This is a genomic window from Pseudomonas sp. NFACC05-1, assembly GCF_900100135.1.
GTDB lineage: Bacteria > Pseudomonadota > Gammaproteobacteria > Pseudomonadales > Pseudomonadaceae > Aquipseudomonas > Aquipseudomonas fluorescens_Q.
On record NZ_FMTR01000034.1, the window covers coordinates 11,941 to 26,155 of the forward strand.

Sequence of the window (14,215 nt, forward strand, 5' to 3'; positions counted from 1 at the left end):
CGCGTGGCGCTCAATAGCATCGAAGAACTGGTTGAAGACATCCGCCAAGGCAAGATGGTCATCCTCATGGATGACGAAGACCGCGAGAACGAAGGCGACCTGATCATGGCCGCCGAATGCTGCAAGGCCGAGCACATCAACTTCATGGCCAAGCATGCTCGTGGGCTGATCTGCATGCCGATGACCCGCGAGCGCTGCGAGCTGCTGAAGCTGCCGCTGATGGCACCGCGCAACGGCTCGGGCTTCGGCACCAAGTTCACCGTGTCCATCGAGGCTGCCGAGGGCGTGACCACCGGTATTTCCGCGGCTGACCGCGCGCGCACCGTCCAGGCGGCTGCCGCGAAAGACGCCAAGGCCGAAGACATCGTCAGCCCCGGCCACATCTTCCCGCTGATGGCCCAGGCTGGCGGCACCCTGGCCCGCGCCGGCCACACCGAAGCGGCCTGCGACCTGGCGCGCATGGCCGGCTTCGAGCCCAGCGGCGTGATCTGCGAAGTGATGAACGACGACGGCACCATGTCCCGTCGTGCGGAGCTGGAAACCTTTGCCGCCGAACACAACATCAAGATCGGCACCATCGCCGACCTGATCCACTACCGGATGATCCACGAACGTACCGTTCAGCGGATTGCCGAGCAGCCGCTGGACAGCGAACTGGGCCAGTTCAACCTGGTGACCTACCGCGACTCGGTGGAAGGCGACGTGCACATGGCGCTGACCCTGGGCACCGTGTGCGCCGAAGAGCCGACCCTGGTGCGGGTGCACAACATGGACCCATTGCGCGACCTGTTGATGGTCAAGCAACCCGGCCGCTGGAGCCTGCGGGCCGCCATGGCCGCGGTGGCCGAGGCCGGTAGCGGCGTGGTGCTGCTGCTCGGTCACCCGCTCGATGGCGACGTGCTGCTGGCGCACATCCGCGAAACCGCGGATCAAGCCGCCGTGAAAAAACCGACCACCTACAGCATCGTCGGTGCCGGTTCGCAGATCCTTCGGGACCTGGGCGTGCGTAAAATGCGCCTGATGAGCGCACCGATGAAATTTAATGCGATATCCGGTTTCGATCTGGAAGTTGTAGAATACGTGCCCTCCGAATAATGGCCTGCGGATTCCGGCATTATTGTTCACTTAAGGCTTGTTAGATTCATTGTGGCGAGGGAGCTTGCTCCCGCTTGGGTGCGCAGCACCCACAATAGGGCCGCTGCGCAGCACCCACAATAGGGCCGCTTCGCAGCACCCACAATAGGGCCGCTTCGCAGCCCAGCGGGAGCAAGCTCCCTCGCCACAAAAGCTTGAAATGGACAGCGTGACGGGATCTGCGGGTGCTGTAGATTCGAGACTAATATCACTGAGGAGCGCGTATAGAACGCGCTCCGGCTCTTTAAGAGATCTGACGAATGACCCTGAAGACCATCGAAGGTACCTTCATCGCCCCCAAAGGCCGCTACGCTCTGGTAGTGGGCCGTTTCAACAGTTTCGTGGTCGAGAGCCTGGTTGGCGGTGCGGTCGATGCCCTGGTTCGCCATGGCGTGAGCGAAAGCGACATCACCATCATCCGTGCCCCTGGCGCCTTCGAAATTCCGCTGGTTGCGCAGAAAGTCGCTCAAAAGGGCGAATATGCGGCGATCATCGCCTTGGGCGCGGTCATTCGTGGCGGTACTCCGCACTTCGAATACGTGGCCGGCGAATGCACCAAGGGCTTGGCCCAGGTCTCCATGGAATTCGGCGTGCCAGTCGCTTTCGGCGTACTGACCGTTGACTCCATCGAGCAAGCCATCGAGCGTTCCGGCACCAAGGCCGGTAACAAAGGTGCCGAAGCGGCCCTGTCCGCCCTGGAAATGGTCAGCCTGCTGGCGCAGTTGGAGGCCAAGTGATTAGCGACGAAAGCGATCGTTTCAACCCGCGCGATCCAAAGCCTGCGGATGCCGGCAAGCCGTCGAAAAGTGCCAAGCGCCGCGAAGCCCGTCAGCTCGCGACCCAGGCGCTGTATCAATGGCACATGGCCAAGCAATCGCTGAACGAGATCGAAGCGCAGTTTCGGGTCGACAACGATTTCAGTGATGTTGATGGCGCTTACTTCCGCGAGATCCTGCACGGGGTCCCGCAGTTCAAGACTGAAATCGACACCGCGCTCACGCCTTGCCTGGACCTGACCATTGAAGAGCTGGATCCGGTTGAACTGGCGGTGCTGCGCCTGTCCACCTGGGAGCTGCTCAAGCGCGTCGACGTACCGTACCGCGTGGTGATCAACGAAGGGATCGAGCTGGCGAAAGTCTTCGGCTCCACCGATGGCCACAAGTTCGTCAACGGTGTGCTCGACAAACTTGCCCCGCGCTTGCGTGAAGCCGAAGTGAAGGCGTTCAAGCGCTGATTGGCGTTTGCAGCGGCTATGGGCGAATTTGAGCTGATCCGTCACTACTTCGCCGCCGCGCCTTGTGCGCAGGGCGGCGAGGGCGTTGCGCTGGGGATCGGCGACGACTGCGCCCTGCTGGCCGTTCCTTCCGGGGAACAGCTGGCGGTGTCCACCGACACGCTCGTGGCCGGTGTGCATTTTCCAGACCCTTGCGAGCCGTTCCTGCTCGGCCAGCGCTCGCTGGCCGTGGCGGTCAGTGACCTGGCCGCCATGGGCGCCAACCCTTTCGCCTTTACCCTTGCCCTGACCTTGCCGACGGTGACCGCCGATTGGCTGCAAGCCTATGCCCGCGGTTTGAACCACATGGCCCAGGCCTGTGGCGTGGCGCTGGTGGGGGGGGACACCACACGTGGGCCCCTGAGCCTGACCATGACGGTGTTTGGCCACGTGCCGTCCGGCCAGGCCCTGACCCGTAGCGGCGCGCGGCCCGGCGACCTGCTGTGTGTGGGCGGCGAATTGGGCAATGCCGCCGGCGCATTGCCGCTGGTGCTCGGCCAGCGCAGCGCCGAACCTGCGATTGCCGAGCCGTTGCTGGCCCATTACTGGTCGCCACGTCCGCAGATCGACCTGGGCCTGGCGTTGCGGGGCAAGGCCAGCGCGGCGATGGATATTTCCGATGGCCTGCTGGCCGATTGCGGGCATATCGCCCAAGCGTGCGGGGTGGCCTTGCAGGTTGAACGGGATCGACTGCCGCTGTCCAACGCTCTGGTAGCGTTTCTTGGCCGGGCGGATGCCGAGCAGGTCGCCCTGAGCGGCGGTGACGATTACGTGCTGTTGTTCGCCGTGCCACCAAGCCGATTGTCGGCGTTGCAGGCCGCCGGCTGGCCGATCCACGTGATCGGCCGTGTACTGGCCGGGCAAGGCGTCACGCTGGTCGACAGCCTCGGGCACGACATCACCCCGCCAGTGCGGGGCTATCAACATTTTCGGGAGACACCGTGACAGATCACCCCAACCAGGTCCCGGCAGAGTTCGTTCCGCCTTCGGTCTGGCGCAATCCCTGGCATTTCCTGGCATTTGGCTTCGGTTCGGGTACTTTGCCCAAAGCCCCGGGCACCTGGGGCTCGCTGGTTGCGCTACCCTTCATACCGTTGTGGCAGATGTTGCCGGACTGGGGCTACTGGTTGATGCTGGGCATCACCATGCTGTTTGGCTTCTGGCTGTGTGGCAAAGTGGCGGATGACCTTCGGGTGCACGATCATGAAGGCATCGTCTGGGACGAAATGGTCGGCATGTGGATCACCTTGTGGCTGGTACCGGAAGGCTGGTATTGGTTGCTGGCGGGTTTCCTGGTGTTCCGTTTCTTCGATATCCTCAAGCCGTGGCCGATCCGCTGGATCGACAGGCATGTACACGGCGGTGTCGGTATCATGCTCGATGATGTGTTGGCCGGGGTTTTCGCCTGGCTGGCAATGCAGGGATTGGTGTGGTGTTTCACCTGAGGGAGTCAGGCATGGGCGTAAGCCGCGCACTACTGCTGTTGCTGTGTTTAGGAGCCTGTTTGGGTGCAAGGGCGGTCGAGTCGACGCCGCTGCCTGACAAGATCCGTGCGGCCAGCGAAGAGTGGGCCGATTACACCCAGGCCGATGGCCAGGGCATGGGCTGGGATATCTTGCGCGCGGTCTTCGAGCCTGAAGGCGTCAAGCTGGAGATCCGCAGCGTGCCCTACACCCGCTCGATCGGGTTGGTGCAGCGCGGCGAGGTCGACGTGCAGGTTGGCGCCTATCGGGATGAATCCGAAGGCGTGCTCTACCCGCATTGGCACTACGACGTCGATCATATCTATGCCTTGGGGCTGGCCTCCAAGCCTTCACCGACGCTGGCGACGATTGGCAACTATCGACTGGTGTGGATGCGCGGGTACGAATACAACAACTACCTGCCCAACATCCGGCGTTTCAATGAGATTCACCGCGCCGTAGGTATCTTGCCGATGCTGGCCCATGATCGTGCCGATTTTTATATCGATGCGTTGATGGAAATCCAGGATGTGCTTGCCAAGGCCGACGATCCTAAGCAATTCAAGCTTTCGCCCCTGATCAATTTGCCGCTGTACCTGGGTTTCGCCAACAACGAAAACGGCCGTACGTTGCGGGCGCTGTTCGACCGACGCATGGAAGTGCTGGTGAAGAGCGGCGAGTTGAAACCGATTTTCGAACGCTGGAAGCAACCCTATCCTTTCGACGAGAAAGGCAAGCCGCCGAAGCCATGATCAATCTTATCGATGTTCATTAGCGATAATTCAGCCTAAGCGTCTGTCGGATCGTGCTGTTACAATGCCCGCCTCTGCGAATCTCCAGTACTAGAATCAGGAGCACACCGGTGCCTGTCGTTTTTGTTGCCGCTTCCAAGCTGCCAACGCCCTTTGCGCAATTCACCATGCATGGTTTTCTCGATGAAGCCACCGGCCGCGAGCACGTTGTGCTGAGCCTGGGTGACTTCGCCGACGGTGCACCGGTGCTGGGCCGCCTGCATTCCGAATGCCTGACCGGCGACGCCCTGTTCAGCCAGCGCTGCGATTGCGGTTCGCAACTCGAGGCCGCGCTGCAAGCCATTGCCCGTGAAGGCCGTGGTGTGTTGTTGTACCTGCGCCAGGAAGGGCGTGGTATCGGCTTGTTGAACAAGATCCGCGCCTATGAACTGCAAGATGGCGGCGCCGATACCGTGGAAGCCAACGAACGCCTGGGCTTTGCCGCCGACCTGCGTGACTACAGCATTTGCTTGCCGATGCTCGAACACCTGGGTATCAAGTCCCTGCGGCTGATGACCAACAACCCACGCAAGGTCAAGGCCTTGACCGACATGGGCATCGTGGTGGCCGAGCGTGTACCGCTGCACACCGGTCACAACCCCCACAACAAACTCTACCTGGCAACCAAGGCCAGCAAGCTCGACCACATGATGGGTAACGAGCACCAAGGCGAGGTTGACCGGGCGTGACGCGCGGTCAGGTTCGGCGGCGGCTATCGGTCAGTTGGTGGAAATACCTGGCCCTGGCCTTGCTGCCGCTGTTCGTGATCAACGCGGTGTTCGGCCAGGGCGAAGCGATTCTGCCGGTGCTGGCGATGCCGCTGTTCATTGCCGGCGTGGCGTCGATGTTTGTCAGCCTGCGATTCTTCGGGCCGTACAAGCAAGCCCTGATCGCCACCCAGAAAGCGCTCGACACGCCCGAAGAACCCCAGGCCTGGATTGACCTGGCGGCCCGTCGCCGCTCAGCCTTCCTGGTGGCCGGGCTACCGGCCTGGGTCGGTGCCCTTGCGGTGTTCGTGGGCCTGGAAGCGGTGCCGTTGATGCTGCTGGCGTTGTCGACCGCCGTGTTGTTCTACCTGTACCGCATCCCGCGCCAACTCGGCTGATGAACCGCTGGCTGGCGGTCTTGCTGCTGGCCGCCAGCGCCTCGACGATGGCGGCTTCGCGGGTCGTCAGCCTCGCGCCGTCGTTGTCGGAAATCGTCGTTGAACTGGGCTCCGCCGACCTCTTGGTGGGCGTGCTGGATGGCGGTGACCGTCCGCCAATCCTTAAGGACCTGCCTTCCGTAGGGCGTTACGGCCAATTGGACATGGAACGCTTGCTCAGCCTCCAGCCCGACCTGCTCCTGCTCTGGCCCGGCAGTGTCGGCCCGGCGCAGCGCGAGCAACTCCAGGGCTTGGGTATTCCCGTTTATGTCGCCGAGTCCCGCAGCCTCGACCAACTCATCGCGCAAATTGAAGACATTGCCATGCAGCTCGGCCGCCCGGAGCGGGGCGCGCCGCGGGCGGCGCAGTTGCGTGTGCGTCTGGAAGCGTTACGCCATCGCTATCGACGGGACCCGCCGTTGCCGGTGTTCTACCAAGTCTGGGACCGGCCGCTGTACACCGTCGGGGGCGGGCAGATCATCAGTGATGCGCTGGCGGTGTGCGGGGCTCGCAACGTCTTCGCTGACCTGAGCGTGCCGGCCCCGCAGGTGAGTGTGGAAGCGGTGCTGCAACGCAATCCGCAGGTCATCCTGGCCACGGAGCAGGCGCAGCTCGATGCCTGGAAAACCTGGCCGGTGGCGCAGGGGCGGTTGTTGCTGGTCAATGACAAGGGGCTGGAGCGGCCCAGTGGGCAGATGATCGAGGCGACGGCGCGGCTATGTGAGTTGATTGCGCCAGACAGATAGATTGCGGCGGGCCCAATCGCGAGCAAGCTCGCGATGAGGCCCGCCCAAACACCACAAATTCCAGATCAGAGGGCGGGGGTCCAAGTCACCCCAAGCAACCAGGTCCGACCTTCCTCCCGATACCCATACTGGGCTCCATCATGGCTATACAGCGCCCGGCTGTAACCCTTGTCCAGCAGGTTATCCACCTTCATCTCCAGCTTGACCTCCCGGGTCAACGCCCAACTGCCGCGCAGCCCGAGCAAGGCATAGCCACCCAGGGCATTGCGGTTGTTTTCATCGTCATAGCTGCCACTCACCGCTTGCCAGGTGGCGCCCAGGCCCAGACGGTCGAATTGCCGGTCCAGGTCCAGGCTCAAGGTCCGCCGGGCGCGGCGTGCCAGAGTGTGGCCGCTGTCGCGGTCACGTGGGTCGATGATGGCCAGGCCCAGGTTGCCCTGCCAGCCGAACACATCCTGCAGGTAGGCCATCTCAAAACCGTTGATCCGCGCCGAGGCAACGTTCTGTGGGCGTGAGTTACTGCCAAAGATGATCGCGTCTTCCAGGTCCGTGCGGTAAAGCGAGGTCTCCAGGCGGGCGCTGTCGCTCAGTTGGCTGCGCCATTGCAGTTCGTAGCTTTTCGCCGTCTCGGGTTTCAGGTCAGGATTGCTGAAGTCCGGGTAGTACAGGTCGTTGAAGGTCGGCGCGCGGAAGCTTTCGCTGTAGGTCAGCAACAGGTCGTTGTCCGGATTGACCGGCAGGGTGAGGGTGCCGCTCCAACTGTTCTGGCCGCCAAACTGTTGGTTCTGGTCGCGACGCAGGCCCAGTTCGGTGGAGAACGTTTCGGCCTGGAAGCGGTGCTGGATGAACGCGGCACGGTTCCAGCGGCTGTCTTCGTCGAACGGCGTGCTGCTGTTGACCCGGTCCTGATACCAGTCGCCGCCGACGATCAGGCTGTTGCGCTCGTTCAGCGTCACGTCGTTCTGCCAGGTCACGGAATCGCGGTAGGTGTTGAACACTTCGCGGACATCGCTGAGCTTGTCGAAGGTCTTTTCACGGTTCTCGCTGTGGCCCAGTTCCAGGCGTGACTTCCAGGCCTCGTTGATTCGCCCGTCCACATAGGTGCTGAAGCTGCTCACCGCGAACTCGCTGTAGGGTTGCTGGGGCAGGGACTCGAACGTGGCCGGATCGAAGCGGCCGAACGGGTTGTCGTATTCGCTTTTGCCGCGGTTATCCAGCAGGTTCAGGCCAACTTCCAGGTCATCGCTGGCCGCATGGCTCAGGCTCAGGCTGAAGGACTGGTTGCGATTGGCATCGTCGTCGCGATCGCTGGCGTAGGACTCGTGGGTCCGATTGCTTCCGGCGCTGTCGTCGAGGCTGGCGCCGAGGTTGAAACGGGTCTGCTCGTCGCCACCGGACAGGCCCAGGCTGCGCTCCCAGGTCTGATGGCTGCCGACACCCACATGCAGGCGCGGTTGCAGGCCTTGCTCGTTGCCGCGACGGGTGAAAATCTGAATGACACCGCCCACCGCATCGGCACCGTAGATCACCGAACGCGAACCGCGCAGCACTTCCACGCGCTCGATCTGGTTGATGTTCAGGCGTTGCAGGTTGCTGTCACCGGAGGTGGCGTTACCGATGCGCTGGCCGTCCACCAGCACCAGGCTCTGGGCCGATTTGGTCCCGCGAATGTAAATCCCCGGCAGGCTGCCGCGCCCACCCAGCGGAGCCACCTGCACGCCTGGCACACGGCTGAGCAAGTCCGTGACACTGGCCGGCTGCAAGCGCTCGATGTCGTCGCGGGTGAACACGGTATTGGCGGCGCTGCTGTCGTTGCGGGCCTCGACCTGGCGGTTGGCGCTGATCACGATGTCGGGCAGCTTCAGGGCCTGGTCGCGTTCGAAGGTGTCGGCCAGCAGGTCGGGGGTGGGTAGCAGAGAGAGGGTGAGGGCGAGGCGGAGTTTCATGGGGGTTCCGATCATGTGTGCTTCACACAAGCCAATGTGGGAGCGGGCTTGCTCGCGAAAGTGGTGTGTCAGTCGAATTCGATATTGACTGATACACCACTTTCGCGAGCAAGCCCGCTCCCACAGGATTTTGTATCGTTTGAACGTTACAGGCCCAACAACTGCAACCGCTGGCGCACCGCCGTTTCGATCCCCACCTCGTCCAATCCACATTCGGCCAGCATCTGCGCCGGCTTGGCGTGTTCGACATAGAGGTCCGGCAAGCCCAGGTGCAGCACCGACTTGAGGATGTTGTCCCGGGCCAGGAATTCGCTGACCGCCGCGCCGGCACCGCCCATGATGGCGTTTTCCTCGATGGTCACCAGCAGGTCATGGCTGCCGGCCATCTCGCGCACCAGGGCTTCGTCCAGGGGTTTGACGAAGCGCATGTCCACCACGGTAGCGTCCAAGGTGTCGGCGACTTTCAAGGCCTCGGCCAGTTGCACGCCGAATACCAGCAGGGCGGTTTGCTTGCCCTGGCGGCGAATCACGCCCTTGCCGATCTCGATTGGCTCAAGGTCGGGCGAGATCGTCGCGTTCGGGCCGGTGCCACGCGGGTAACGCACTGCCGCCGGGCCATTGAACAGGTGGCCGGTGGTGAGCATCTTGCGCAGCTCGTTTTCATCGCTCGGGGTCATCACCAGCATGCCGGGGATGCAGCGCAGGAACGACAGGTCGAAGCTGCCGGCGTGGGTCGGGCCGTCTTCGCCCACCAAACCGGCGCGGTCGATCGCGAACAGCACGTCGAGGTTCTGTACGGCGACGTCATGAATCAGTTGGTCGTAGGCCCGTTGCAGGAACGTCGAATAAATCGCCACCACCGGTTTGGCGCCCTCACAGGCCATGCCGGCGGCGAGGGTCACGGCGTGCTGCTCGGCAATCGCCACGTCGAAATAGCGTTGCGGGTAGCGTTCGCTGAAGGCCACCAGGTCCGAGCCTTCCTTCATCGCCGGGGTGATGCCCACCAGGCGCGGGTCGGCGGCGGCCATGTCGCACAGCCATTGGCCGAAGACACCGGAGTACTTTGGTCCGCCGGCCTTTTTCGGTGCGGCCGCCGGAGCGTCCAGGGGTTCGAGCTTGGTGATGGCGTGGTAGCCGATCGGGTCGACTTCCGCCGGGGCGAAGCCTTTGCCTTTCTTGGTGACCACGTGCAGGAACTGCGGGCCCTTGAGGTCGCGCATGTTGCGCAGGGTGGCGATCAGCGTGGGCAGGTCATGGCCGTCGATGGGGCCGATGTAGTTCCAGCCCAGTTCTTCGAACAGCGTGCCGGGGACCAGCATGCCCTTGGCGTATTCTTCGGTGCGGCGGGCGATTTCCCAGGCGCCGGGCAGGCGCGACAGCACTTTCTTGCTGCCTTCGCGCATGCTGGCGTAGGTGCGGCTGGAGAGGATCTTTGCCAGGTAGTTGGACAAACCGCCAACGTTGCGCGAGATCGACATGTCGTTGTCGTTGAGGATCACCAGCATGTTGGCGTCGACTTCCGGCGCGTGGTTCAGCGCCTCGAAGGCCATGCCCGCGGTCAGTGCGCCGTCGCCGATCACGGCAATGGCCTTGCGCTCGCTGTTTTGCAGGCGGGCGGCGATCGCCATGCCCAGGGCGGCGCTGATGGAGGTGCTGGAGTGACCGACGCCAAAGGTGTCGTATTCGCTCTCGGAGCGACGCGGGAAGGCGGCGATACCGTCCTTCTGACGCAGCGTGCCCATGCGCTCGCGACGACCGGTGAGGATCTTGTGCGGGTAGGCCTGGTGCCCGACGTCCCACACCAGCCGGTCGTCCGGGGTGTCGAACACGTAATGCAGCGCGATCGTCAGCTCGATGACGCCCAGGCCCGCGCCGAAGTGCCCACCGGTCTGGCCGACCGTGTAGAGCAGTTCCAGGCGCAACTCATCGGCCAGGGTTTCCAGCTCGGCTTCACCCAGGCGACGCAGGCCGTCCGGCGTGTTGGCGCGGTCCAGCAGGGGCGTGGTCGGGCGCTTGCGGGGAATCTCTTGAAACGTCGTGGGCATCAGGCGAATCGTTATAGGTATAGAAAGAGGCGGCAGTTTACCTTATGGATCGCAAGCTGCCCACGCGTTGGCCGGAACTTGGCCGATACGCACTTATGAATGGGTTGACCCTGTATCAGCTGCGTCGTTCGACGATATAGCGCGCCAAGTCGCGCAACGGCTCGGCCGCCGCGTCAAAGGGTCGCAGCGCGGCCAGGGCTTGGTCGCGCAGCTCCAGGGCGTAGGCCTTGGCGGCGTCGAGGCCGAGCAGGGCCGGATAGGTCGGTTTATCGCGGGCGATGTCGGCACCCTGGCGCTTGCCCAGGGTCTGGGTATCGCTTTCGACGTCGAGGATGTCGTCCTGCACCTGGAACGCCAGGCCGATGGCTCGGGCGTAGGTCTGCAAGGCTTGCAACTGGGCGGGCGTGGCCCGGCCGCTGGCCAGGGCGCCGAGCCGGACGCTGGCCTCGATCAAGGCGCCGGTCTTGTGCCGGTGCATGTATTCCAGGGCGCTCTGGTCCAGCTTCAGGCCCACCGAGCCCAAATCGATGGCTTGGCCGCCGACCATTCCCGCAGGGCCTGCCGCCAGCGCCAGGGCACTGACCATGTCCAGGCGAACCGGCGCCGGGCAATCGCTCAGGGCCGGGTCCAGCAGGGCGCTGAACGCCAGGCTCTGCAAGCCGTCGCCGGCCAGGATCGCGCAGGCTTCGTCGAATTGCTTGTGGGTAGTGGGCTGGCCGCGACGCAGGTCGTCGTCGTCCATGGCCGGCAAATCGTCATGCACCAGCGAATACGCGTGGATCAACTCCACCGCACAGGCGGCGCCGTTGGCTTGCTCGGCCTGGCCGCCCAAGGCTTCGCACGCGGCGTAGGCCAACAGCGGCCGTACACGCTTGCCGCCGTTCATCACGCTGTAGCGCATGGCTTCGTACAGGCGCGCCAGCTCCGGGCTCGGGGCGCTGAACAAGCTATCCAATGCAGCATTGACCCGGGCCTGGCTGCTGGCCTGATAGGCGCCGATCATTCAGGCTGTTCCGCGTCGAAAGGCTCTTCGGTCAGCTCGCCGTCGCGCTCGAGCAGCAATTGCACCTTCTGCTCGGCCTGGGCCAGCGCCGCCTGGCAGTCGCGAGTCAAGCCGATACCCTGCTCGAAGGCGGTCAGCGAGTCTTCCAGCGACAATTCGCCGTTCTCCAGCCGTTCCACCAGCGTTTGCAGGTCGGCCAGAGATTGTTCGAAATCCAGTGCAGCTTTTTTGCGGGCCATGGCGGCTATTCCGGTTGACTGTTAAACCGGCGCGACACTAGCAGACATGGGGTTTTGGGGCAAATCAGGGCAGGGGGATCGAAGCGGGACAACGGGCTTGCACCGACCTGCTTTTGTGGCGAGGGAGCTTGCTCCCGCTCGGCTGCGCAGCAGTCGCAATCCGGTTCAGCCCCCGCAGGTTGGGGCCGCTTCGCAGCCCAGCGGGAGCAAGCTCCCTCGCCACGGAATTTCAGCGGGCCTGATAACTGACCCGATACCGGGTACTGCGCCCACCGCCGGGCATTCGCTCCAGGCAGCCTTTCTCCAGCAGTTCGGCGAGATGGCGGGTTGCCGTCGCCTTGGAAACCTTCGCCACTGCTTGGTATTGGGCTGCGCCGATTCCGCCCTCGAAGCCTTTTTCACCGCCATCGAGCATTCGGTTGAGTACCTTGATCTGCTCAGGCGTAAGCGCGCTGTTGCGATGAACTTGCCAGAATCTCGCTTTGCAAAACACGCTGTCGATCCGCTTCATCGCCTGCTGGAGGTTGCGCAACAACGTCTGCAGAAACCAGGTCAGCCAGGCGGTGATATCCAGTGTGGCCTTCTGGCTGTTCTCCAGAAGCCGGTAATAACCGGCGCGGTCGTCGAGGATGCTCACGGACATGGCGTAGAAACGGATTGCCTGCGCCTCGCCCTGGGCCAGTGCCAGGTCGGTCAGGGTGCGGGTCAGGCGGCCATTGCCATCGTCGAATGGATGCAGGGTGACGAACCAGAAATGAGCGATGCCAGCACGCAACAATGGATCGAGGTCGGCCTGATGACGACTGGTCTCGAACCAGTCGATGAACGTTTGCAATTGCTGTTCAAGACCCTGGCGGGGAGGAGCCTCGAAGTGAACGGTGGGGCGGTCCAACCTGCCAGGGACTACCTGCATCGGTTCGTCACCGCGCAGCGTGCCTACTCGGATCTGTCGGTGGGCAAAGTCGCTGGTTTGATCAGGAAACAACCACTCATGCCATTCCAGCAAGCGTTCGACAGTCAGGGGCTGGTTGAAATGCCGGGTAGCGTCCAGCAAGAGGTTCGCCAAGCCTTCGCTGCGTTGGCTGACCGGCGTGTCGTCGCCTTGTTCCAGGCCGAGGCGGCGGGCCAGGGACGAGCGCACCGAGCCGACATTCAGTTGCTCTCCTTCGATAGCCGAGGAGGTCACGATGTTTTGCAGCAAGGTATCCAGTTCGCTCTGGGCACTGAGCGAAGCCGTGACCGCGCCCGTCATGCCGAGCAACTGGCCTTGGGTCTGCACGCATTCGCGAAGCAGCGGTGCCAATGCTTCAGCTTGCCAGCGGAAGCCGGGCCAGTCGGGCTGTTGCCAGATCCAATGGGGTGCCATGCGCCTGTCCAAAGATGAGTGAGCCGAATAATAGCGCTATTCGGCTCATTTCGTGAGCCGAATACGCCTGCTATTCGGCTCACGCACCTCTCAGTACGTGATTTCCCACACAGAATCGCGCGTTCCCCGATTGTTAATAATTCGCCGAATCGCTAACCTTCGCGCCATCTACAGCCCCGTTGCGACGGGGCCTTCAGACGAAGCCCGAATAATGACAAGCAGCGCTGAGGATCAGCGCCGGGTTGCGTCGTGCATGGCAGGAGGCATACGTGCGTTTTCTTTCTTTATTGATCGTGTTGCTCGGCGCGCCGTTGGCGTGGGCGCAGCCTTCTGCCGAGATGTCGGAGCCGGTGGGCGGTTGGCGCTACAGCGGCTTGCTCGATCGCACTGAAAACCCGCAGGTCGCCTATCCCACGCCGCCCATCGACCGGGGCGTGCAGCGCAACCGCACGATGATCGAGGGCCGGCTCAAGGCCATGGGCACGGCTCGCCAGCCCCATAGCCTGGCGGTCAACGGCAATCCACTGAATCTCTACACCGACGACGAGGGGCGTTTCGCCCGGCCGTATGCGTTCGGCGCCGGCTCCAACAGCGTCGAGGTGCGCAGCTCCGAAGGCCAGTCCCTCAAGCGCGTGCAATTCTATGAAGCCAACAACCTGCGCACTCCCGCGCAGATCCGCGTGGTGCTGGGCTGGGACGACCCCAAGGCCGAACTCGATCTGCATATCGTCACACCCGACGGCCAGCATGCGTTCTTCGGCCGGCCGGCGCTGACCAATGGCGGCGGCCTCGACCCGGATGGCGTCGATGGCCCGGGCCCTGAAATGTTCACCATGACCGCGCCGATGCACGGCACCTACCTGGTCTACGTGAACTACTGGGGCAACTACGGCAGCGGTGGCTACAACTTTGACGAGACCAGCAACGACAACGAGGTGATCACCTCGCAGATCAACCTGGTGCTCAATGAAAACACCGTCGATGAAAAACGCGAGACCTTTGTCGTGCCCCTGCGTGCCATTGGCGATCTGCTGCTGGTCAAGACTTTCAACTACTAACGCTCCA

General features: G+C 63.1%; 15 protein-coding genes. 10 read left to right on the plus strand and 5 right to left on the minus strand.

Going from position 1 to position 14,215, the window contains the following annotated elements:
• The first annotated feature begins 3 nt into the window (after positions 1–3).
• The 9 genes from ribBA (at position 4) to BLO97_RS28190 (ending at position 6,551) form a co-directional block, all read left to right on the plus strand.
• A complete protein-coding gene (gene ribBA / locus BLO97_RS28150; protein WP_063324168.1) occupies positions 4–1,095 on the plus strand; it encodes a bifunctional 3,4-dihydroxy-2-butanone-4-phosphate synthase/GTP cyclohydrolase II in 1,092 nt (363 codons plus the stop codon).
• 299 nt (positions 1,096–1,394) lie between these two features.
• The gene (ribE, locus tag BLO97_RS28155; protein ID WP_003206025.1) at positions 1,395–1,871 is read left to right on the plus strand and encodes a 6,7-dimethyl-8-ribityllumazine synthase; all 477 of its coding nucleotides are present in this window, start codon (positions 1,395–1,397) and stop codon (positions 1,869–1,871) included.
• Positions 1,868–2,368, plus strand: a complete 501-nt coding sequence (gene nusB / locus BLO97_RS28160) for a transcription antitermination factor NusB (protein WP_057713127.1) — start codon at positions 1,868–1,870, stop codon at positions 2,366–2,368. Before ribE ends, nusB begins: the two co-directional genes overlap by 4 nt.
• 18 nt (positions 2,369–2,386) lie before the next feature.
• Positions 2,387–3,352, plus strand: a complete 966-nt coding sequence (thiL, locus tag BLO97_RS28165) for a thiamine-phosphate kinase (protein ID WP_092149736.1) — start codon at positions 2,387–2,389, stop codon at positions 3,350–3,352.
• Positions 3,349–3,852, plus strand: a complete 504-nt coding sequence (locus BLO97_RS28170; protein ID WP_003206020.1) for a phosphatidylglycerophosphatase A family protein — start codon at positions 3,349–3,351, stop codon at positions 3,850–3,852. The genes thiL and BLO97_RS28170 overlap by 4 nt, the downstream gene beginning before the upstream one ends.
• A gap of 11 nt (positions 3,853–3,863) precedes the next feature.
• Positions 3,864–4,622 carry a substrate-binding periplasmic protein gene (locus BLO97_RS28175; RefSeq protein ID WP_092225527.1) on the plus strand — a complete coding sequence of 253 codons (759 nt, stop codon included), beginning with the start codon at positions 3,864–3,866 and terminating at the stop codon, positions 4,620–4,622.
• A gap of 110 nt (positions 4,623–4,732) precedes the next feature.
• Positions 4,733–5,350 (plus strand): GTP cyclohydrolase II, encoded by a 618-nt coding sequence (gene ribA, locus BLO97_RS28180; protein WP_030140454.1) that lies wholly within the window; start codon positions 4,733–4,735, stop codon positions 5,348–5,350.
• A complete protein-coding gene (locus BLO97_RS28185; protein ID WP_063324171.1) occupies positions 5,347–5,766 on the plus strand; it encodes a hypothetical protein in 420 nt (139 codons plus the stop codon). The genes ribA and BLO97_RS28185 overlap by 4 nt, the downstream gene beginning before the upstream one ends.
• Positions 5,766–6,551, plus strand: a complete 786-nt coding sequence (locus BLO97_RS28190; protein WP_092349301.1) for a cobalamin-binding protein — start codon at positions 5,766–5,768, stop codon at positions 6,549–6,551. The genes BLO97_RS28185 and BLO97_RS28190 overlap by 1 nt, the downstream gene beginning before the upstream one ends.
• 65 nt (positions 6,552–6,616) lie before the next feature.
• On the opposite strand, the gene BLO97_RS28195 is transcribed toward BLO97_RS28190, so the two are convergent.
• The 5 genes from BLO97_RS28195 to BLO97_RS28220 all read right to left on the minus strand — a co-directional run bounded on the left by BLO97_RS28195 (position 6,617) and on the right by BLO97_RS28220 (position 13,150).
• The gene (locus tag BLO97_RS28195; RefSeq protein ID WP_092349304.1) at positions 6,617–8,497 is read right to left on the minus strand and encodes a TonB-dependent receptor domain-containing protein; all 1,881 of its coding nucleotides are present in this window, start codon (positions 8,495–8,497) and stop codon (positions 6,617–6,619) included.
• Between the two features lie 146 nt (positions 8,498–8,643).
• The gene (gene dxs, locus BLO97_RS28200; protein ID WP_092349307.1) at positions 8,644–10,542 is read right to left on the minus strand and encodes a 1-deoxy-D-xylulose-5-phosphate synthase; all 1,899 of its coding nucleotides are present in this window, start codon (positions 10,540–10,542) and stop codon (positions 8,644–8,646) included.
• A gap of 115 nt (positions 10,543–10,657) precedes the next feature.
• A complete protein-coding gene (gene ispA, locus BLO97_RS28205) occupies positions 10,658–11,545 on the minus strand; it encodes a (2E,6E)-farnesyl diphosphate synthase (RefSeq protein WP_092225521.1) in 888 nt (295 codons plus the stop codon).
• Complete coding sequence (locus BLO97_RS28210) at positions 11,542–11,784, minus strand: exodeoxyribonuclease VII small subunit (RefSeq protein WP_003185917.1); 243 nt, start codon at positions 11,782–11,784, stop codon at positions 11,542–11,544. Before BLO97_RS28210 ends, ispA begins: the two co-directional genes overlap by 4 nt.
• A 229-nt stretch (positions 11,785–12,013) precedes the next feature.
• Positions 12,014–13,150 carry a Fic family protein gene (locus BLO97_RS28220; RefSeq protein WP_092349310.1) on the minus strand — a complete coding sequence of 379 codons (1,137 nt, stop codon included), beginning with the start codon at positions 13,148–13,150 and terminating at the stop codon, positions 12,014–12,016.
• A 269-nt stretch (positions 13,151–13,419) separates the two neighbouring features.
• Here BLO97_RS28220 and BLO97_RS28225 point away from each other — a divergent pair, with 269 nt between their 5' ends.
• Positions 13,420–14,208 carry a YfaP family protein gene (locus tag BLO97_RS28225; RefSeq protein WP_063324177.1) on the plus strand — a complete coding sequence of 263 codons (789 nt, stop codon included), beginning with the start codon at positions 13,420–13,422 and terminating at the stop codon, positions 14,206–14,208.
• The last annotated feature ends 7 nt before the right edge of the window (positions 14,209–14,215 follow it).